Below are 19686 nucleotides of genomic sequence, written 5' to 3'. Positions count from 1 at the left end.
CTGCCTGTCGCCCTTCGGCAGCAGGTGAAGGGAAGTGTGGGGTCCGGATGTTTCGCCGGCTTGCCGCTGCGGTCAACCGTCGGTGAGCGGGCGTAAAGATCCGTGAACGGCGCGCCGACGCCGCGTCCGCGCTCAGCCCGGCATCGCGATGCGCGCAAGTGCATCTCGGACGGCGGCCGGGTCGGTGGGTCGCACCAGCCGCTCGACCTCCTGCCCGTCGCGCAGGAAGACCAGCGTGGGCCACAGCTTGACCCGGAAGCTCCGCCCCAGCGGCCGGCCGCTGCCGTCTTCGACCTTCAGGTGACGCACCGCGGGCTGCGCGGCGAACGCTGCATCGACCAGCGGCTGCGCCGCCTGGCAATGGCCGCACCAGTTGGTGCCGAAGTCCACCACGGCGGGGCCGCGCCACCGGTCGATGTCGGCGCGGATTTCGGTTTCGGGGGTGTAGGGGGTGCTCATTCGCGGTCCTTTTCTGCCGCGATGGTGGCATGCGCGGCGCGACCATGTCGTCGGCCAAGGCCTGAAGGCCCTGACGGCGCGGTCATTCGAGGGCGGTCATTTCCCACGACACGTTCTGCCAGGCCACGCCGAAGCGCTCGTCGGCGGAAGCGGTCGTCTTGCGGCGCAAGGCGTCGAGCGCCCATTCCGCCCCGGCCTGCACGCTGTCGATCAGCGGCACCGGCACCTGCGACGCGATGTCGGCCGCCATGCCGGCCAGCCCCGCGCCACCGAGGATCACGGCCTGCGCCTTGAAACGCTCGGCGGCCTGGCAACAGGCATCGGCCAGCAGCTGGCGCGCGCCGGCCGGGTCGGCCATCAGCTGCGCACCGGTGGGTGCGACCGTATGGATGCCCGCCAGCGTCTGGGTGTGGCCCAGCGCGCCGGCCAGGCGCGACAGCATCGGTCGCCAGCGCTCGCCGCCGGTCACGATGGCGAAGCGGCCATGCCACGCGGCCGCCGAGAAGGCCGCCTCGGCCAGTCCGCCCACCGGCACGCCGGCGCCTTCGCGCAGCGCGAAGAGGCCCGGGTCGCCGAAGCAGCCGATCAGCACCGCGTCGGGCTTGCAGCCGTCTTTTGCGACCGTGGCTGCCCACGCGTCGAGGACCGAATGATTCGCCACCGCGTAGGTGGCTTCGGACGAGATGTACGGCGCGCCGAAACGGGCCGTGACGCTCTGCACCTCCATCGCTTCGCCGAGCGCCTTCTGCACGTGCTGCTGCAGCAGCGCGGTGACGGATGTCGAGGTGTTGGGGTTGATGACGAGAAGGTGCGGCACAGGGACCTCAGCGACGACGGGTGGCGCGGCGGCGCAGCAGCGAAGCCGTGCCGAGCGCGATCGCCATCACGCCCAGCGACACGATGGTGGTGACCGTGCCCAGCGCGTAGATCGAGGGCGTGGTCACGGTGGAGGTGAGGCCCTGCAGCTCGAGCGGCAGCGTGTTGACGTCGCCGATGGCCTGCGAGGTGCGGGCGATCTCGTCCCAGCTCAGCGTGAAGCCGAACATGCCGATGCCCACGATCGACGGGCCGATCAGCGGCAGCACCACGTGGCGGAAGGTCTGCCAGGGCGTGGCGCCGAGGTCGCGTGCCGCTTCCTCATAGGCGGGATTGAAGCGGTTGAACACCGCGAACATGATGAGCAGGCCGAAGGGCAGCGTCCACGTCAGGTGCGCGCCGAGCGCCGAGGTGAACAGGCCGAGCGCGGTGCCATAGTTCTCGAGCGTGCTGGTCGCGTCGATGGCGGTCAGTGCCTCCTTGATGCCGGTGTCGAGCAGGCGGAACTGCAGGCCGATGCCCAGCGAGATGATGATCGACGGCATGATCAGGCTGGCCACCGTGACGAAGAAGAGCAGGTTGCTGCCCACCAGCTTCTTGCGAAAGGCCAGGCCCGCCAGCACCGACAGCACGACGGTGAAGGCCATCACCACCGCGCCCAGCGCCAGCGAGCGACGGAAGGCGGCGCCGATGTCGACCGTTCCCAGCCCCTCGGCCAGCTTGTAGAACCAGTGCAGCGACACCCCGCGCAGCGGGAAGGTGAGGCCGCCTTCGGGGCCCTGGAAGCTGAGCACGAAGATCGTGATCATCGGGCCGTAGAGGAACAGCACGAAGAGCGCGAACACTATCGCGAGCGGCCAGAAGCCGGCGGCGCGTTTTTCGCCGATGCGGTTGCTCATGATGGCTGTCCTTCGAGGACGCGTGCCGAGGCCACGGGGTATCCCCCTCCGCGAATGTCCCCCGCCGACTGCGTCGGCTCCTCCTTTATTTCGCTGCGGGGGACACCCCATACCCTCGACACGGGTGACGCTGCGTCGTGCGAAGCGTCGAACAACGACCACCGTGACGGATCGGGTCGATGGTGTGCTCTGCGCAGCGAAATCAAGGAGGAGGCCGCAGGCCGGGGGACATTCGCGGAGCAGAGTACGCCGTCGGCGCGAGCCCGCCTGCAACGAATCGAAGGACTCTGTCGCATCAGAGTTCCTTCCGGATATCGACGAGCCGCGTCAGGCCCCAGATGATCATCAGCACCACGGCCAGCAAGATCATCGCGTTGGCCGCCGCGAGCGGGAACTGCAGGTAGGACGTCTGCACCTGGATGATCTTGCCGATGGAGGCGATCTGCTGGCCGCCCATCACGCCGATGGTGACGAAATCGCCCATGACGATGGTGATGACGAAGATCGAGCCGATCAGGATGCCGGTGCGCGACAGCGGGACGATCACGTTCCACAGCGTCTGCCAGCCGGTCGCGCCCGAGTCGTTGGCCGCTTCGAGCAGCGAACGGTCGATGCGCATCATCGAGTTGAAGATCGGCACGATCATGAACATCGTGTAGAGGTGCACGAAGGCGAGCACCACCGAGAAATCAGAGAACAGCAGCCATTCGACCGGCTCGTTCACCACGCCGAGGCCCATCAGCCCCTGGTTGACCAGCCCGTTGCGGCCCAGCAGCGGCACCCACGAGATCATGCGGATCACGTTGGAGGTCCAGAAGGGCACGGTGCACAGCACGAAGAGCACCGTCTGCATCGTCGACGAGCGCACATGGAAGGCCAGGAAGTACGCGACCGAGAAGCCGACGAGCAGCGTGATGCCCCACACCAGCAGGCAGAACTTGAGCGTGCTGAGGTAGGTGCTGAGCGTCACGCACAGGTCGCCGTTGTCTGTGAGCTGCGAGCAGCCTTCGAACAGGCTGAAGTAGTTGCGCAGCGTGACCGCAGGGATCAGCTCGTACTCGTTGAAATTCCACAGGCTGACCATCGCGATCAGCGCCAGCGGAATCAGGAAGAACAGCAGGAACACCAGCGCGAACGGCGCCGCCTGCCACCACGCCTTGACGGCGTGGACGGAGGGGCTGGGCGCGTGCGCGCTGGTGGTGGGGGCGCTCACAGGATCACGCAGCCACGAACTCGTTCCACTTGCGGACCATGTACTCGTTCTCGTCCATCACCGCGTTCCAGCAGGCGATGCCGCCCATGCGCTGTTCGTAGCTGCCGCCGTCGCGCACCGAGCCGGCCTTGGCCAGCACGTCGCCGTTCGGGCTCTTGATATCTTGCGAGGCGGCCTTGCCTTCCATCCAGTAGGCCCACTCGTACGCTTCCATCTTGGCCTTGGCGGTGTCGAGCACGGCGCTGTAGTAGCCCTGGCGGTTGAGGTAGGCACCGGCCCAGCCGTCGAGGAACCAGTTGATGAATTCATAGGCGCCGTCGAGCTTCTTGCCGCTCAGCGTGGCCGGCAGGCCGAAGCCGGCAGCCCAGGCGCGATAGCCTTCTTTCAGCGGCTGGAAGTTGCAGGCGATGCCCTTGGTGCGCACGGCCGTCACGGCGGGCGACCACATCGACTGGATCACCACTTCGCCCGAGGCCATCAGGTTCACCGACTCGTTGAAGTCCTTCCACAGCGCGCGGAACTGGCCGGCCTTCTTGGCCTCGATCAGGGTCTTGATCGTCAGGTCGATCTCGGCCTTGGTCATGTTGCCCTTGTCCTTGTACTTGTGGATGCCCTTGGCCTCCACCACCATCGCCGCGTCCATGATGCCGATCGACGGGATGTTCAGGATCGCGGCCTTGCCCTTGAACTCGGGGTTGAGCAGCTCGGCCCACGATTCGATCGGGCGCTTGATCAGGTCGGGCCGGATGCCCAGCGTGTCGGCGTTGTAGACCGTGGGAATCAGCGACATGAACTGCGTCGGCGACGTCGCGAACTTCTTCGATTTCTCGCCTTCGAGGTAGATCACCTTCTTGGGCGCGGTGCCCTGGTCGCCGACGGCCTTGCCGGCCACCATGCCTTGCGTGAACAGCGGGGTGATCTTGTCGGCGTTCTTGATCTTCTTGGTGTCGATGCCCTTCAAGTTGCCGGTCGGCACGATCTTCTTGAGCGAGAAGAACTCGGTGTCGATCAGGTCGAAGCTGTTGGGCGCGGTGACGGCGCGCTTGGTCACGTCGTCGGTGGTCACGGCCACGTACTGGATCTCGATGCCGGTGTCGGCCTTGAACTTCTCGGCAATGGCCTTGTCCTGGTTCACCGCGGTGCCCAGGTAGCGCAGCACGACCTTCTCCTGCGCACGCACGAAGGGCGCCATGCCGCTGGCCAGGATGCCGGCCAGGCCGGCGCCGCCTTGAATGAGGGTGCGGCGTTGCAGGCCTGGGCTGGACGTGTCGATGGGTTCGGACATGGAAGGTCTCCGGTTGCTGGTTTGACAAGAATGAGTGGCGGGCTCAGAACGTGTGAAGGAACCGTCGCGAGCGCCCCGAGCTTGCGTCGAGGACCGGAGCCGCACTCGCGTGCGGTGAGGACCGCAGATGCGAGATCGGGGTGCGCAGCAGGTTCATTCGCACGTTCTCAGGCCACGAAGGCGGCGATGGCCGCGGTGTCGTCGCGCTCGGCAGGGGCCGTGGTGGCAGGGTCGGCCGGGCGCTGGGCCCCGGGGCCGAGCACCCGCGCATCGGCCTCGGCCCAGGTCAGGCGCACCGCGTCGCCCGACGCATAGGGCCGCGCCAGGAAGGCGGCTTCGCCGAGCAGCACCGAGACGGTCTGGCGCGCCTTGGCCACGCCGTCGAGGGCCAGGCCGAGCAGCACGTAGGTGCCCTGGTATTCGACGTCGGTCACGTGCGCGGCAAGGCCCGGGCCGGCGCCGTCGGGGGCGATCTGCATGTGGTCGTTGCGCACGGCGATCGGGCCGGCCGGCGTGTCGAGCACGTTGTGGCCCCCCATGAAGCGCGCGACGAATTCGCTGGCCGGGTGGTTGTAGACCTCGTGCGGCGAGCCGACCTGCTCGATCAGGCCGTGGTTCATCACGACCATGGTGTCAGCCAGTGCCATCGCCTCTTCCTGCGAGTGCGTGACGTGGATGAAGGTCAGGCCCAGTTCCTTCTGCCAGCGACGCAGCTCGGCGCGCATCTGGATGCGCAGGAAGGGATCGAGCGCCGACAGCGGCTCGTCGAGCAGCAGCACCCGCGGCTCGGTGATCAACGCGCGGGCCAGCGCCACGCGCTGCTGCTGGCCCCCGGAGAGTTCGCCGGGCTTGCGCTCGGCCAGATGGCCCATGGCCACCCGTTCGAGCAGGTCGCCGGCGCGCTTCTGGCGCTCGGCCTTGCCGACTCCCTTCATCTTCAGGCTGAAGGCCACGTTGTCGAGGGCCGAGAGGTGCGGGAACAGCGCGAAGCTCTGGAACATCATGGCCGTGCCGCGCGCGGCGGCGGGCAGGTCGGTGATGTTGCGGTTGTCGAGCAGGATGTCGCCGGTGCTCACCGACTCGTGGCCCGCGATCATGCGCAGCGTGGTGCTCTTGCCGCAGCCCGAGGGGCCGAGCAGGCAGCAGTAGCTGCCGCTGGCGATGCGCAGGTCGATCTGGTCGACCGCGGCGGGCGTGCCGGCCGCATAGCGCTTGGTCAGCGCGATCACTTCGACAGCGGCGGGAGGCGGGGTGGCAACGTCCATGCACGCACTTTCGCAAGACATGTGCCAATCACAGGCGCACCAATACCGTGCATAAATATCATGTCAGACGAATTCGTTACCATCTGCTTCATTTGCACGTCGACCGCTTTCCGGCGCTCCCCACGACACGCTGCCCGCAGCGCACACCCCATGGACCTCCAAGCGACGATCGGCCTCGGCCTGCTGACACTCGTGCTCGGAGCCATCGCCATCATGGGGACGCACCCCGAAAACCGCCTGCCGTATGCGTTCCACATCACGCTCGTCACCAGCCTCGCCTACATTGTCTCGCGGCTGACTTGATTGCGTTGAGCGGCGGCCGCCGCGCTCAGGACGGCGCCGCGAACCGCGCCGCCGCCACCCCCCGCAGCAGCGACTCGCGCTGCGCCCGGCTGATGCCGCGGATGCCCTCGGCCACGCGCTTGAAGCGCGCCGCATCGATGCTGCCGGTCGCCTGCCACTGCGACAGTTCGGCCGACGGCTTGTGCAACATCGCCGCCATCCAGGCGGCCTGCGCCGGCTCCAGCGTGCGGGCGCCGCGCCCGAAGTAGCGCCTGGCCGCGGCTTCGGCCCCGCACAGGGTGCCGCCCCAAGGGGCGTTGTCGAGGTACAGCTGCAGGATGCGCGCCTTGCCCAGCGTCTGCTCCATCTCCACCGCGTAGAGCATCTCGCGCAGCTTGCGCTCGCCGCTGCGTTCCGAACCGGTGATGGCCAGCTTGGCCAGTTGCTGGGTCAGCGTGCTGCCGCCGCGTTCCACGCCGCCGCTCTTCTGGTTGGCCGCCAGCGCGGCGCCGAGCTCCTCCAGGTCGTAGCCCGGGTGCTGGAAGAAGCGCTGGTCTTCCGCGGAGATGACCGCACGCGCGAGCCAGCTGTCGGCGGCCAGCTTGGCCGAGGGACCGCAGCTGCTGCGCGCGCCGAGCAGCGCCTCGGAGCCCAGGCCTTCCACGGTGAAGGCCGCGATGCGTGGGCGCAGCGCGAGCGCGCCATCGGGCAGACCGAGCTCCGCGTGCAGGCCGAGCGTGCCGCCGATGCGCGCCTGCTTCAGCTCGGGCAGCGACGGGGCGATGACCCGGTACCAGCGGGCGATCGGTGCATCGTCGGCGTCGAAAGCCAGCTGCAAGCCCTTCTGCGACAGGCGCCCGTTCCAGCGGCCCGCGAGCGGCGGTTCGGCATCCCCAGCCGGCGTCGCTTCGAAGCGGCCGTTGAGCAGGTGACCGTCGCGCCGCACGGTGGCGCTCAACTGCGCGACGCGGATCGGCTGCGCGCCCAGCGCGGGCACATCGACGACGCAGGGCCCGCAGCGCAGGCCCAGGCTCTGCGTCGCATCGCTCCAGTCGAAATGCAGGGTGCCGTGGGCGGTTTCGATCGAACGGCCGGCGAGGTGCGGCGCGAACCAGGGCGAAGTCGCCAGCCGGACCGTCGTCGGAACGCCGACCGTGAGGCGCAGCACGGGTGGCCCCACCTCGGCGGCCCACTCGCCGGTGGACGGCGCCAGCACCAGTTTCACGATCAGCGCGAGCGCGATGCCAGCGGTGACGACCAGGGCCAGCAGGCTCAACAACAACAGGCGCAATGCTCTTTTCACGGCAAATGACTCACAGATCTCCCATCGAACGTGCCACGGTCACGGCCTGCCAGGGCCCGGGCGACTGCCCGGCCGCGGCGGCCCAGTACCAGGCTGAAGTGTCGGTGAAAGCGCGGCCATCGGCGTCGACGATGCGCTCGCACACGCGCAGGGTTTCTCCGTGCTTGCGCACCGCCGAGAAGCAGCGCCACAACCGCTGCTGCGCATCGTTCTCCAGCCGGACCTGCGCCACACGGTAACCGAGCGCGCGGTAGCAGTCGGCCGCCGGGTGGAGCATGCGGGTCGGCGATGCGACATGGCGCAGCACGAAGACGCCTTGCCCGTCGGTCATGCGCGCGATGGCGCCCGGGAAGCGCTGTGCGAAGCGGTGTTCGACCTCGCTGAGTGCCAGCGGCCGCAGCGGTGCGCCGTCCCAGGTCGACGGCCATTCGTGGAAGGCGTGCGCCGGCGGCGACGCCGGGGCCTGCCACGCCTGCGCCACCGAGGCGACCGCGCACACCGCCATCGCGACACCGAACAGCGCCTTGTGCGCGATGCGGTGGACGAAGCGGTTGGCCAGCCAGCGTTCGAGCCAGGGCATCGACAGCCCAGCAGGCGACGCCGACGCATTCACCGGCATGGCGCGCCCCATCGCACGTGCGATGCCGGCACACACCGCGGCCAGCACCAGCAGGCCCAGCGCGTCGTGCACCCAGGGCGCCGGTGCCTGGCCCGCGCCTTCCAGCGCCACCAGCACGCTGTTGCGCACCACGTTGCCGATCAGCACCAGCAGCCCGACGACCGGCAGGCGCGCGGCGAAGCTGCGGTCACTGCGACGCGCCCACAGCGCGACCACACAGGCGGTGAAGTACCCCAGCCACACCATCTGCACGCCGGAGCAGGGCGCATCGACGATGACGAGCTGCCCGTCGACCCACAGCGTGCTACCTTCGCGCGCCACGTCGAAGCCCGGCATCAGCAACCAGCGGCTCGCCTCCGCCGTCAGCACGCGCAAGGGGTAGCCGGCATAGAACTGCAGCGACGACAGCAGTGGCAGCGCCAGCACGGCCAGGCCCGCCACGGGCAGCGCCGACACGCGGCGCGGCAGGAAGGCCAGCAGGCCGCAGGCCCAGGCCAGCACGGCGACCAGGCCAGACAGCAGCGGCGGCAACACCCCGTGCAGCGCCGTGGCGGCCAGCGTACCGAGCGAGGCCAGCAGCAGCCAGCCGAGCCGGGGCGCCGCGCGCAGTTCGCCGCGCAGCGATGCGACCAGCGCCACGAGCGCGGCGATGGCCAGCAGGCCCAGCGGGTCGTCCGACCCGTCCACGACCCGGCGGGCCATCCAGGTCCACGTCGGCCACAGGGCCACGGTCTGCAGGGCCAGCCAGGCGGCGGCGGGCACGCGGTCGAGGCGGATCCCGCCGTCGATCATGCGCGGGTGGGCAGAGGCGATGTGCGCCAGGTTCATGTCAGTTCTCCATCACGCAACGACCGCGAAAACCGGCGCGGCCAAAGACCAGGGATACCGCGGAACCGGCTTCGCCGGGCCGCCGGTATCGCCCCCTTGAGGGGGAGGCGCCGCAGGCGCATCGGGGGGTGTTCCACTTCAGGCGGTGAAGCGGCGTGCGTTCTGGCGACGCGCCCGGCGGCGCAGCATGGCCAGCATCGACAGCACCACGGCCACCGCGCCGAGCATCTCGGGTTCGGGCGTACTCGGCACCTCCGCACCCAGCGCCTGCCCGACGGCGAGCTCGCTCACGCCCTTGGGCTGCGGCGAGGGCTGATCGACGCTCGCCGCGTTCTGCGGCGCGACGTTGCGCACGACCTTGTCCACCGCGATGAAGCTGGTGTACTGCGTCAGCAGGCTGTACTTCAGGCCGAGTTCGGTGATCGCCTTCGCGAAGCCGTCGCCGCCTTCCAAGGCTTCCTGGTCGCTCAGCGCCGCGATGCGATGGCGCGCCCACAGCGCGCGCAGCGCAGCGGCGTTCTGCGGCGTGCGGCCGTCGATGGCGATCTCTTCGCGGTAGGGCCCGTTCGCGCTCTGGCCTTCGATCACGACGCGGCCTTGGGCCTCACCACGCCACTTGCCGAACACGATCACCGGGCGCTCGCCCAGCACGTCGGGCAGCACGGCCGGCTCGACGTCGTACACGTCGAGGCCGCCGAAGGTCGCACGCACGTTCGTCAGCACCGGCGACTCGACCATGCGGCGGAAGCGCGCGGCCTGCTCGGGCGCCTGGATCGGGTCGGTGATGATGAAGGGCTCGCCCATGCCGGCACGGGCCAGGCCCTCCATCAGGTGGCGATTCACCGAGGAGCCGATGCCGAAGGCGAACAGGTTGGCCTTCGACAGGTTCTTGCGCACCAGCTCGAAGGCCTCGCGCTCGACCGTGACGTAGCCGTCGGTCACGACCACCACGGTGCGCGACACGTTGGGCGCCTTGGGTTCGGCGTACACGCGCTTCAACGCAGGAATCAACTCCGTGCTGCCACCGCCGCTGTAGTTCTGGATGGTCGCCAGTGCCTGGTCGATGTTGGCGCGCGTGGCCGGCACCGAGCGCTGCGACAGCATCTTGCTGCTGCCGGAGAACAGCAGCACGTTGAAGGTGTCGCTCGGGCGCAGGCCACCGATCAGGCGCTCCAGCACCGTCTTCGCCGTGTCGAGCGGAAAGCCGTGCATCGACCCCGAGATGTCGACCACGAAGATGTAGTCGCGCGGCGAAACGGCACTGGCTGCGACCGACTTCGGCGGCTCGACCATCGCGAGGAAGAAGTTTTCTGCTCCCTCGCCCTGGCCTTTGTAGAGCATCAGGCCCGATTCGATCTTCTCGCCGGCCAGGCGGTAGTCCAGCACGAAGTCACGGTTGGCGGCAGGCTCCTGCGTGGGCGCGAGGGCAACGCTCGCATGGCGATTCTCGTCGCTCTTCTTCACGTCGATCGCGTGCGTGGCCGAACGCACTTCCTTCAGGCCCATCGGCGTGTCGAGCGCGACCTTCAGCTGGAAACCCGCGTTGGACGGCACACCGGCGCGCAGCACCGGTTGTGCCACCCAGGTCGCATCACGCTGCGCCGACTGCGGGCTGTTGTAGCGCGGCCCCACCACCGTCGGGAACACGAACTGGTAGTTGCCGGCATTCGGCACCAGCAGCTCGGTGTAGCGCAGCTCGACCTTCACCTCGTCGTTCGGCAGGATGTTCGCGACGTTCATCTGGAACACGTTGGGCAGGTGCTGCTCGAGCAGCGCGGCCGTCTTGCCTTCCTTCTTGGCCGTGTCGTACTCGATGCGCGCCTGCTGCTTCTCGCGGATCTGTGCGGTGATGAGCCGGTCGGCCAGCCGCACGTTGAGCCCGCTGACGGCCGCCTTGGTGGAGCCGGGAAAGACGTACTCCGCCTCGATGGCGCGCTGGCCTTCGTTGCGGTAGGTCTGGGTCACCGTCACGTCGGCGATGACGCCGGAGATCTTCACGTCGACCGCGGTGTTCTTCAGCGGCAGCGCATCGACGCCGGGTTGGTCGCTCTTCACGAAGAAGTACGGGCTCTCGGTCTTCAGGCGCGGGCCCGTGGCCTCCTGCGCATGAAGCGGTCGCGCGGTGAGGGCCAGGAAGGCCGTGCTGGCCAGGGCCAGGGTGCCGGCCCAGAGCCATGAGCTCCAGCGGCCCGGCTGCGCGGTGGTGTTTTGCATGGCGTTCGTCCTTTTCTTTTCCGTTGCCCCGCGATATGCGGAGTGCACGGGAAGGACTGTCGAAGCGCCACGCGAAGCCGATGAGAAGAGAGTTCGCGCTGTGTGAAGTCTGTGTGAAGTCGGTGTGCGCAAAGCCGTCGCTCGACTTCATCGGGCCTTCGAACGGGCTCGCGAGCATCGGGGCTTCGCCACACGGCCCACACCCTCCAGGGACCACAACAATGCTTCAGACGCTTCGCAACTCCATCGTCATCAAGGTGCTCGGCCTCATCCTGCTCACCTTGCTGCTGTGCATTCCGCTCGACCGCATCGATGCGCTCAACCGCGAGCGTGGCGAGAGCCAGCGCGAGGCCGCCGCCGAACTGGCCAGCACCTACACCGGCGCGCAGACCGTGATCGGCCCGGTGCTCGCGGTGCCCTATGTCGAGCGCTGGATGGAGACGCAGCGCAACAGCAAGGGCCAGGTCACCGGCGTCGAGCCGCGCAGCGAGGAGGGAGTGCACTTGGTGTTCCCCGACACACTGCACATCGAGGGCGCGCTCGCGCCGCAGCAGCGTTACCGCGGCATCTTCCGCATTCCGTTCTACACGCTCGATGCGACGCTCAACGGTGGCTTCGCGGCCTTCGACCCCGACACGGTGGCGCGCAGCGTGAGCGGCTCGAAGCTGGAGTTCCGCACGCCCTATGTCGTGTTCAACCTGAGCGATCTGCGCGGGCTCGACGGGTCGCCTGCGCTGAGCATCGGCGGCGCGACACTGCGCTTCGCCCAGCGCATGCCAGGGCTGTCGGAGCAAGCCTTTGGCGGCGGCATCCACGCGCCCCTCGAAGGCACGGCGCTGTCCACCTGGCTGGCCGGCAAGCCGCTGCCCTTCGACATGAAGCTGGCGCTGGTCGGGCAGGAAACGCTGTCGATCGTGCCCATCGCCAATGAGACCACCGCGCATCTGCAGTCGCCGTGGGCGCATCCCAGTTTCGGGGGACGTTTCCTCGCGTCGGAACGCCGGATCGATGCACAGGGCTTCGATGCACGCTGGCGTGTCTCGTCGCTGGTGACCTCGGCGCGTGACCAGGTGCGTGCGGGACTGCTCGACCCTGCCGCTACGGCCTCATCCAGCGCAACGTCACAGGTCGATGCAGCGCGCCCGGCTTCTGCCCGCCGCCAAGCCATGGCCGATGGCCCGCTGCAAACCTTCGATGTGTCGCTGGCACAGCCGCTGAATGTTTATTCGATGTCCACCCGCGCAGGCAAATACGGCGCGCTCTTCATCGCGCTGGTGCTGATGGCCGCCTTCATGTTCGAGCTGTTCCGCACGCTGCGCCTGCACCCGGTGCAGTACGGCCTGGTGGGCCTGTCGATCGCGCTCTTCTTCCTGCTGCTGCTCGCGCTCTCGGAGAAGATGGCCTTCGCCGCCGCCTATGCGTCGGCCGCAGCCGCCAGCGTGCTGCTGCTGGGCGTGTACTTCAGCGCCGTGCTCGGCGGTTGGAGGCGCGGCCTCTCGTTCGCGGCGTTCGTGGCCGTGCTTTATGGTGCGCTGTACGGCCTGCTCGCCTCGGAGAGCAATGCGCTGTTGCTGGGCGCGCTGCTGGTCTTCGGCATGCTGGCGTTGCTGATGCTCGCCACGTGCAGGGTCGACTGGTATGCCCTCTCCACGGCAGGGGCCACCGCCCCCGTTGCGGAACCGATGCCCGCCATGGTGGCTCCTACCTCGTCGAACGTTCGCTGATCACCCATGTCCTCCTTCCCTCGCTTTTCTCGACTCTCGCCACGTGCGCGGCGCATCGTGCGCATCGGGCTTCTCTCGGGCACCGCCCTGGCCGCCGTGCTGCTGTGTGCCGGCGGCGTGGCCGTCGCGGTGATCTCCGCGCGCCTGCCCGACGTGTCGGCCCTGTCGGACTACCGGCCCAAGCTGCCGCTGCGCGTGTACACCGCCGATGGCGCGTTGATCGGCGAGTTTGGCGAGGAGCGGCGCCAGCTCGTGCCGATCGACCAGGTGCCCAAGGTGCTCAAGGACGCGGTGCTCGCTGTCGAAGACACGCGCTTTTACGAACACGGCGGCGTCGATGCGAAAGGCATCGCGCGCGCCATGCTGTCGAACCTGCAGCACGGTACGCGGCAGGGCGCGTCGACCATCACGCAGCAGGTGGCGCGCAACGTGTACCTGAGCTCGGAGCAGACCTACTCGCGCAAGCTGTACGAGGCCCTGCTGGCCTTGCGGCTGGAAAGCCGGCTGAGCAAGGACCAGATCCTCGAGGTCTACATGAACCAGATCTATCTCGGCAACCGTGCCTATGGTTTCGCCGCCGCGTCGGAAGCCTATTTCGGCAAGCCGTTGAAGGACATCAGCGTGGCTGAGGCGGCGATGCTGGCGGGGCTGCCCAAGGCACCGCGCACCGGCAACCCGGTGAACAACCCGCGACGCGCACGCGCACGGCAGCTGCACGTGATCGACCGCATGCGCGAGACCGGCGTCATCACCGTCGCGCAGGCCGACGAAGCGAAGGCCGAGCCCCTGCACCTGCGCGACCCGGCCGACCCGAAGCAACTGCATGCGGAGCATGTCGCCGAAACGGTGCGCCAGACGATGGTGGCGCAGTACGGCGAAAGCGCCTACACGCGTGGCTTCAAGGTCTACACCTCGCTGATCGCGACCGACCAGGCCGCGGCCTACCGCGCGTTGCGGCGCGGCATCATGGACTACGAACAACGCCAGCCCTACCGCGGCCCGGAGCGCTTCGTGAACCTGCCCGATGACGCGGCGGCGCTCGACGAGGCCGTCGACGATGCACTGGCCGACCTGCCCGACAACGGCGACCTGATGTCCGCCGTGGTGCTGTCGGCCACGCCGCGCGAAGTCGTGGTGGTGCGCGGCGACGGCGATCCGATCACGATCACCGGTGCCGGCCTGCAGATCGCGCGCGTGGCGCTGTCCGACAAGGCAGCACCCAACGTGAAGCTGCGGCGCGATGCGGTGATCCGCATCGCGAAGGGCGCACGCGACAGCTGGACGATCACGCAATTGCCCGAGGTCGAAGGCGCCTTCGTGGCGCTCGACCCGCGCGACGGCGCCGTCCGTGCGCTGGTGGGCGGCTTTGATTTCGAGAAGAACAAGTTCAACCATGTGACGCAGGCGTGGCGCCAGCCGGGGTCGAGCTTCAAGCCCTTCATCTATTCGGCCGCGCTGGAGAAGGGCTTCACGCCGGCCACCGTGGTCGACGATGCGCCGCTCTTCTTCGATGCCGCCACCACCGGCGGCCAGCCCTGGGAGCCGAAGAACTACGACGGCACCTTCGACGGGCCGATGAGCCTGCGCAGCGCGCTGATGGCCTCGAAGAACATGGTGTCGGTGCGGATGCTGCAGTCCATCGGCGCACCGTATGCACAGGACTGGATCACGCACTTCGGCTTCGACCGCGACAAGCACCCGGCGGTGCTGCCGATGGCGCTGGGTTCGGGTTCGGTCACGCCGATGCAGATGGCCTCGGCCTACGCGGTGTTCGCCAACGGCGGCTACCGCGTGGGCCCGCAGCTCATCACCCGCGTGACCGACCACCGTGACCAGGTGCTGGCCGAGTACGCCGCACCGGTACTCGACGAAAGCGCACGGGCCATCCCTGCGCGCAACGCCTTCGTGATGAACACCCTGCTCAACAGCGTGATGAAGGGCGGCACGGGCACCAAGGCCTGGCAGGCGTTGAAGCGCGACGACCTGTACGGTAAGACAGGCACCACCAACGATTCGCTCGACACCTGGTTCGCCGGTTTCCAGCCAACGATGGTCGGCGTTGCATGGATCGGCTACGACACGCCGCGGCGCCTCGGCGTGCGCGGTGAAACCGGCGGCAGCCTGAGCCTGCCGGTGTGGACTGACTACATGCGTACCGCGCTGCAGGGCGTGCCGGTGAGCGAACCGACCCCGCCCGAGGGCGTGGTGCAGGTGGAAGGCACCTGGTACTTCGACGATTACGCGCCGGGTCGCGGCATCGCATCGCTGGGCGAGGCGAACGGCGGAATGCCGCCGGCCGAATCGCTCGCCGCACCGGCGATCGGATCGATGCCGACGGCCGAGGAGCGCAAGAGCATCCTCGACATGTTCCGCTGAACGTTCTATCGCGCGGCGAGCGGCAATGCGAGTGTCGCCAGCGCACCACCGCCCTTGGCATTGACCAGCTCGATGCGCCCGCGATGCAGCGCGGCGATCTCCTTCACGAAGGCCAGGCCGAGCCCGGTGCTCTTGCGCTTGCTGTGCGGCCTGGCGAGCGAATAGAACTTCTCGAAGACCTTGTCGCGTGCGTAATCCGGAATGCCGGGCCCATGGTCGCGCACGACGATGCGGGCATGCCGCACGTCGGCCTCCAGCCCCAGGTGCACGGCGCTGCCCGAGGGCGCGAAATCGATCGCGTTGTCGAGCAGGTTGCTGACCGCGCGCCGCAGCAGGAAGGGGTCGCCCTCGACCGTCGGCTGCGCGCGCAGGTCGAGCGTCACGCGCACCTCGCGCGCGGCCGCGGCGGCCTGCGCACCCGCGGCCACGTCGTCGAGCAGCGTGGCCAGCGCCATCGGCTGCGTGCGCTGGAGCACGCGGCGCGTCTCGAGCGCGGTGAGCTCCATCATGCGGTCGACGATCTCCTGGATGCGTTGCGTCTCGCTCGCGATGTTGGCGAGGAAGCGTTCGCGCTCTGCCTGCGGCATCGACGGTTCCTGCAGCAGCTCGGCCGCGCCGCGGATGGCCGACAGCGGGCTCTTCACCTCGTGGGTGAAGGTCTGCACGTAGTCCGAGACGTAGTTGCGGCCGGTGAGCGCATCGCGCATCTCGCTGAAGCCACCGCGCAGCGCGTCGAGCAGGCGCCGTGCCATGCGGCCGATGCTCAGCGTCTTCTGCGCGCGGACCCAGCCGACATAGTCGGAGATCAACCCGAAGGGCCGCACCAGCCACACCGACACGATGATCGCCAGCACCAGCAGCGCGAAGGCCGAGCCAACGCCCACCCACAGCGTGCGCGCCCGCGCGTCTTCGACGAACTGGCCGAAGCTCTGCACCGGCTTGCCGACGCTGACCATGCCGACGATCTCGTTGTTCCAGCGGATCGGTGCGCCCACGTACATGACCGAGGTACGCGGGTCGACCTCGACGTCGCGCGAGGTGCGCGCGCCATACAGGCCGGCGAGCGAGCGGCTGACGTCGGTCCACGCCAAGTAGTCGGCGCCGGTGGCTCGGCCGAGCGAGTCGAACAGCACCCGGCCGCTGCGGTCGGTCACGTACACGCGCAACTCGACGCGGTTCTTGTGCAGGTTGTAGATCTGCGCCGAGAACTGGCGTGCGTAGACCGAGCGGAACAGCGGATCGAGCCGCGCCGTGTTGATGGCGCCGGCGATCACGTCCTGCTCCACCAGGCTGGCCATCAGCTGCGAGCTCTCGACCAGCGACTCTTCGGCCGACTCGCGGTAGCGCGGGTCGATGTCGCTCACCACGCGGTACAGCAGGAAGGCGATGCCCGCCGTGTAGATCAGCAGGATGCCCAGGAAGATGCGCGAGCGCTTGGTCACGTCACACGGCGGTCGGCAGGTCTTCGTTCAAGGCGTAGCCCGTGCCGCGGAGCGTGCGGATCGGCTCGACCTCGGGTGCCACGGCCTTGAGCTTGGCGCGCAGCGTCTTGATATGGGCGTCCACCGTGCGGTCGAAGCTCTCGCCCGGGTCGTCCCACACCATTTCCAGCAACTCGTCGCGGGTGTAGACGCGGCCCGGCCGCTGCACGAGGAGGCACAGCAGGCCGTATTCGTAGCGCGAGAGTTCCAGCGCCCGGCCGTAGTAGCGGATCTGCCGTCGCTCGCCATCGATCAGGAAGGGCTGTGGCGGCCTGGCCACCATCGGGGCAGGGGGGGCCACGGGCGCGGACGCAGCGGCCCGCACGCTGCGTCTGAGCACCGTCCTGACCCGTGCGACGAGCTCTCGGGGCGAAAAAGGTTTGGCGATGTAGTCGTCCGCGCCGAGCTCCAGGCCGACCACCCGGTCGATCTCGTCGCTGCGCGCGGTCAGAAAGATCATCGGCACGTCGGCGCCGCCCGGCAAGGCGTGCAGCCGCTTGAACAGCTCGAAGCCATTGAGGTCGGGCAGGCCGACATCCAGGATGGCCAGCGCCGGCGGTTCCTGCGCGAACTGGGCGATCGCCTCCTGCGCGGTGGCGCACCACACGGGGGTGAAGCCGTCGCTGCGTAGCACGTACTGCAGGGTGTCGGCGATGCCGGATTCGTCTTCCGCGATGAGGATGCGGGGGTTGGGGACCGGGGCGGGGACGCTCATGCGGGAATGGTAGCGATGCGTCAGCGAGCCGATTCGGCCTTTTACGGCCAGGCCTGTTGTCGGGCGGACAGGGCCTGACGGCCACACCCGTAAAAGATTTCTGCGAAACGCGCGGCGTCTCTATCTTCTTCTTATCTCTCTTATTCAAATTAGTAGTAGTAGATAGGGGTCGCACCTTTCTGTGGACAGGGCACTATTTCACTGGTGTGACAAGGACTTGCCGCACCCCGGCCCATGTGCGCACCCTTGCTTTTCTGCTGTCGCGTCCAAAGGGACAACTTCGCACGCCTGCCCCGGCCTGTGGACAACCCCTTCCTTGTGCCGGAACTCTCCCCAGAGTTGTCCTTTGACAGGCGGGTCGAAATCTGGGAAAGGAGCGGTGGCGGCCAAAGACATCCACTGCTCAAAATTTAGGCATACTGTTGTTTCTCATTTAAAAACAATAAGTTAGAAGACCTTTACAACCAAGTGCTTGAGTTATTCACAGAGTTACCCAAGGTTTGTGGGGAGAAGCTTGGGCGGGGCGTACTTCTGCTTCACCATGACCGAATCGGCGGTGATCGCCGTTCAACCAAGGAAAAATTCGTGAGTCCCACCGAAACCCGTGCCATCGTCACCCTGAGCCTGCTGGCCGCCTTCGTCGACGGCGACAAGCACGACCGCGAACGCGCCGAGATCAAGCGCATCGCCGAAGGCCTGTCGCAGGCCGATGGCGTGCACCTGCCGTCGCTCTACCAGGACGTGCTGATGAAGCGGGTGTCGCTGGCCGATGTGGGTGCCGCGCTCACCAGCGCCGAATCGCGTCAGCTGGGCTACGAGATGGCGGTGTGCGTGTGCGACGCCGACGGCGCCCAGTCCGAGGCCGAGCGTCATTTCCTGGCCGATGTGCGCACGTCGCTCGGTCTGGATGCGCCGGCCGCTGCGCAGTTCGCCGAGCAGGCCGAGGCGATCGCGACGACGCCGCTGGCGACCGGCACGGCCGTCGCGGTGCCGGTGGCTGCCGGTGCAGCCACCGCGACCGCGGCAGCGCCCGCTGTCGACAACGCGGAGCTCGACCAAGCCATCCTGAACGCCGCCATCCTCAACGGTGCACTCGAACTGCTGCCCGAGACCCTGTCGACCATGGCGATCATTCCGCTGCAGATGAAATTGGTCTACCGCATCGGCAAGGCCCACGGCTACGAGCTCGACAGCGGCCACGTGAAGGACTTCATCGCCACTGTCGGTGTGGGCCTGACCTCGCAGTACCTCGAGCAGGCCGGTCGCAAGCTGCTGGGTGGCTTGCTCGGTAAGGTGGGCGGTGGCCTGCTGCGCGGGCTGGGCAACCAGGCGGTGAGTTCGGGCATGAGCTTCGCCACCACCTATGCGCTGGGCCATGTGGCCAAGCGCTACTACGCGGGCGGTCGCACGCTGTCGACGCAGATGCTCAAGGAAGCGTATGCCAGCGTGACGAAGGAAGGGCAGGGGCTGCAGACGCGCTACCTGCCGGCGATCCAGGAGAAGGCGCGCACGCTGAACCCCTCGCAGATCCTCTCGATGGTTCGCGGGGCCTGATTTCCCGTCAGGGGGTTGTCGATGCGCCCGCCAGGTCCTCCAGGATCGGGCAATCCGGCCGCGCATCGCCGTGGCAGCAATGCACCAGGTGCGACAGCGTGCGTTGCATCGCCTGCATGTCGGCGATGCGCTGCTCCAGTTCACCCAGGTGCTTCTGCGCGATGCGCTTGACGCTCGCGCTGGTGCGCCGGCGGTTGTGCCAGAGGCCGACCAGTTCGGCGATCTCGTCCATCGAGAAGCCGAGGTCGCGGGAGCGCTTGACGAAGCGCAGCGTGTGGATGTCGGCCTCGGTGTATTGCCGGTAGCCGCTCTCGGTGCGCGCCACGTCCGGCAGCAGGCCGAGCCCCTCGTAGTGGCGCACCATGCGCGCCGACACGCCGGAGCGGCGCGCGGCCTCGCCGATGTTCCACGGACCGGCGGTCATGTCAGTGCACCTTGTAGCCAGCGTTCTCGATCGCCGCCACGATGTCCTGGCGCGGCTGTTCGCTCAGCACGTCGACATGGCCGGTGGGCAGGTCGACCGTGACCTGCGCTTCGGGGTCGACGGTCTGCACCGCGTTCTGGACGGCGCTGGCGCAATGGCCGCAGGTCATGCCGACGACTTCGAATTTCTGGCTCATGGTGGGGCTCCTTGCAGATGAAGAGTGGGGAAG

General features: G+C 68.0%; 17 protein-coding genes. 4 read left to right on the top strand and 13 right to left on the bottom strand.

The features are described 5' to 3' along the window. Nucleotides 1-132: 132 nt before the first annotated feature. From QTH86_RS17015 to QTH86_RS16990, 6 genes are all read right to left on the bottom strand, one after another. Nucleotides 133-459 (bottom strand): thioredoxin family protein, encoded by a 327-nt coding sequence (locus QTH86_RS17015; RefSeq protein ID WP_286647380.1) that lies wholly within the window; start codon nt 457-459, stop codon nt 133-135. Nucleotides 460-541: 82 nt separating this feature from the next. After that, a complete protein-coding gene (locus tag QTH86_RS17010) occupies nt 542-1276 on the bottom strand; it encodes an aspartate/glutamate racemase family protein (RefSeq protein ID WP_286647379.1) in 735 nt (244 codons plus the stop codon). Between the two features lie 7 nt (nt 1277-1283). Then, nucleotides 1284-2174 carry an ABC transporter permease gene (locus QTH86_RS17005; RefSeq protein ID WP_286647378.1) on the bottom strand — a complete coding sequence of 297 codons (891 nt, stop codon included), beginning with the start codon at nt 2172-2174 and terminating at the stop codon, nt 1284-1286. 295 nt (nt 2175-2469) lie between these two features. Further along, on the bottom strand, nt 2470-3387 hold the full coding sequence (locus QTH86_RS17000) for an ABC transporter permease (RefSeq protein ID WP_286647377.1): 918 nt from the start codon (nt 3385-3387) through the stop codon (nt 2470-2472). A 4-nt stretch (nt 3388-3391) separates the two neighbouring features. Next, on the bottom strand, nt 3392-4672 hold the full coding sequence (locus QTH86_RS16995) for an ABC transporter substrate-binding protein (RefSeq protein WP_286647376.1): 1281 nt from the start codon (nt 4670-4672) through the stop codon (nt 3392-3394). A gap of 167 nt (nt 4673-4839) precedes the next feature. Continuing rightward, nucleotides 4840-5937: an ABC transporter ATP-binding protein gene (locus tag QTH86_RS16990; protein WP_286647375.1), complete on the bottom strand. Its 1098-nt coding sequence runs from the start codon at nt 5935-5937 to the stop codon at nt 4840-4842. A gap of 150 nt (nt 5938-6087) precedes the next feature. Here QTH86_RS16990 and QTH86_RS16985 point away from each other — a divergent pair, with 150 nt between their 5' ends. Next, on the top strand, nt 6088-6240 hold the full coding sequence (locus QTH86_RS16985) for a hypothetical protein (RefSeq protein WP_286647374.1): 153 nt from the start codon (nt 6088-6090) through the stop codon (nt 6238-6240). Between the two features lie 25 nt (nt 6241-6265). Here the strand turns inward: QTH86_RS16985 and QTH86_RS16980 are convergent, their stop codons facing one another. From QTH86_RS16980 to QTH86_RS16970, 3 genes are all read right to left on the bottom strand, one after another. Further along, entirely contained in the window at nt 6266-7522 is a 1257-nt protein-coding gene (locus tag QTH86_RS16980) for a biosynthetic peptidoglycan transglycosylase (protein ID WP_286647373.1), read from the bottom strand. 10 nt (nt 7523-7532) lie between these two features. After that, nucleotides 7533-8969: an exosortase Q, long form gene (gene xrtQ / locus QTH86_RS16975; RefSeq protein ID WP_286647372.1), complete on the bottom strand. Its 1437-nt coding sequence runs from the start codon at nt 8967-8969 to the stop codon at nt 7533-7535. A 138-nt stretch (nt 8970-9107) separates the two neighbouring features. After that, entirely contained in the window at nt 9108-11183 is a 2076-nt protein-coding gene (locus QTH86_RS16970) for a VIT and vWA domain-containing protein (RefSeq protein ID WP_286647371.1), read from the bottom strand. A gap of 221 nt (nt 11184-11404) precedes the next feature. Between QTH86_RS16970 and creD the strand changes: the two genes are divergently transcribed. Continuing rightward, nucleotides 11405-12907 carry a cell envelope integrity protein CreD gene (gene creD / locus QTH86_RS16965; protein ID WP_286647370.1) on the top strand — a complete coding sequence of 501 codons (1503 nt, stop codon included), beginning with the start codon at nt 11405-11407 and terminating at the stop codon, nt 12905-12907. A 6-nt stretch (nt 12908-12913) separates the two neighbouring features. After that, nucleotides 12914-15283 (top strand): penicillin-binding protein 1A, encoded by a 2370-nt coding sequence (locus tag QTH86_RS16960; RefSeq protein ID WP_286647369.1) that lies wholly within the window; start codon nt 12914-12916, stop codon nt 15281-15283. 5 nt (nt 15284-15288) lie between these two features. Here the strand turns inward: QTH86_RS16960 and creC are convergent, their stop codons facing one another. Together creC and creB are read right to left on the bottom strand one after the other, a co-directional pair. Further along, on the bottom strand, nt 15289-16725 hold the full coding sequence (gene creC, locus QTH86_RS16955; RefSeq protein WP_286647368.1) for a two-component system sensor histidine kinase CreC: 1437 nt from the start codon (nt 16723-16725) through the stop codon (nt 15289-15291). Nucleotide 16726: 1 nt separating this feature from the next. Then, nucleotides 16727-17479, bottom strand: coding sequence for a two-component system response regulator CreB (gene creB, locus QTH86_RS16950; protein ID WP_286647367.1), 753 nt, complete (start codon nt 17477-17479; stop codon nt 16727-16729). Between the two features lie 585 nt (nt 17480-18064). On the opposite strand from creB, the gene QTH86_RS16945 reads away from it, so the two are divergent. Continuing rightward, nucleotides 18065-19033 carry a YcjF family protein gene (locus QTH86_RS16945; RefSeq protein ID WP_286647366.1) on the top strand — a complete coding sequence of 323 codons (969 nt, stop codon included), beginning with the start codon at nt 18065-18067 and terminating at the stop codon, nt 19031-19033. A 7-nt stretch (nt 19034-19040) separates the two neighbouring features. Here the strand turns inward: QTH86_RS16945 and cueR are convergent, their stop codons facing one another. Both cueR and QTH86_RS16935 read right to left on the bottom strand, forming a co-directional pair. Continuing rightward, nucleotides 19041-19457, bottom strand: a complete 417-nt coding sequence (cueR, locus tag QTH86_RS16940; protein WP_286647365.1) for a Cu(I)-responsive transcriptional regulator — start codon at nt 19455-19457, stop codon at nt 19041-19043. Nucleotide 19458: 1 nt separating this feature from the next. Then, nucleotides 19459-19653, bottom strand: a complete 195-nt coding sequence (locus QTH86_RS16935) for a heavy-metal-associated domain-containing protein (protein WP_286647364.1) — start codon at nt 19651-19653, stop codon at nt 19459-19461. Nucleotides 19654-19686: the final 33 nt, after the last annotated feature.

Source organism: Variovorax sp. J2L1-78 (genome assembly GCF_030317205.1).
Classification (GTDB): Bacteria; Pseudomonadota; Gammaproteobacteria; order Burkholderiales; family Burkholderiaceae_C; genus Variovorax; species Variovorax arabinosiphilus.
Note: the sequence above shows the minus strand (reverse complement) of the source record. Positions and strands in the feature narration are given on the sequence as shown.

Bases quoted from the DNA above. Each gene is read 5' to 3' on its own strand.
- QTH86_RS17005 (WP_286647378.1), bottom strand. From the start codon at position 2,174: ATGAGCAACCGCATCGGCGAAAAACGCGCCGCCGGCTTCTGGCCGCTC.
- QTH86_RS17015 (WP_286647380.1), bottom strand. From the start codon at position 459: ATGAGCACCCCCTACACCCCCGAAACCGAAATCCGCGCCGACATCGAC.
- xrtQ (WP_286647372.1), bottom strand. From the start codon at position 8,969: ATGAACCTGGCGCACATCGCCTCTGCCCACCCGCGCATGATCGACGGC.
- QTH86_RS16995 (WP_286647376.1), bottom strand. From the start codon at position 4,672: ATGTCCGAACCCATCGACACGTCCAGCCCAGGCCTGCAACGCCGCACC.
- QTH86_RS16935 (WP_286647364.1), bottom strand. From the start codon at position 19,653: ATGAGCCAGAAATTCGAAGTCGTCGGCATGACCTGCGGCCATTGCGCC.
- creD (WP_286647370.1), top strand. From the start codon at position 11,405: ATGCTTCAGACGCTTCGCAACTCCATCGTCATCAAGGTGCTCGGCCTC.
- QTH86_RS16985 (WP_286647374.1), top strand. From the start codon at position 6,088: ATGGACCTCCAAGCGACGATCGGCCTCGGCCTGCTGACACTCGTGCTC.
- QTH86_RS16990 (WP_286647375.1), bottom strand. From the start codon at position 5,937: ATGGACGTTGCCACCCCGCCTCCCGCCGCTGTCGAAGTGATCGCGCTG.
- QTH86_RS16960 (WP_286647369.1), top strand. From the start codon at position 12,914: ATGTCCTCCTTCCCTCGCTTTTCTCGACTCTCGCCACGTGCGCGGCGC.
- QTH86_RS16970 (WP_286647371.1), bottom strand. From the start codon at position 11,183: ATGCAAAACACCACCGCGCAGCCGGGCCGCTGGAGCTCATGGCTCTGG.
- cueR (WP_286647365.1), bottom strand. From the start codon at position 19,457: ATGACCGCCGGTCCGTGGAACATCGGCGAGGCCGCGCGCCGCTCCGGC.
- creB (WP_286647367.1), bottom strand. From the start codon at position 17,479: ATGAGCGTCCCCGCCCCGGTCCCCAACCCCCGCATCCTCATCGCGGAA.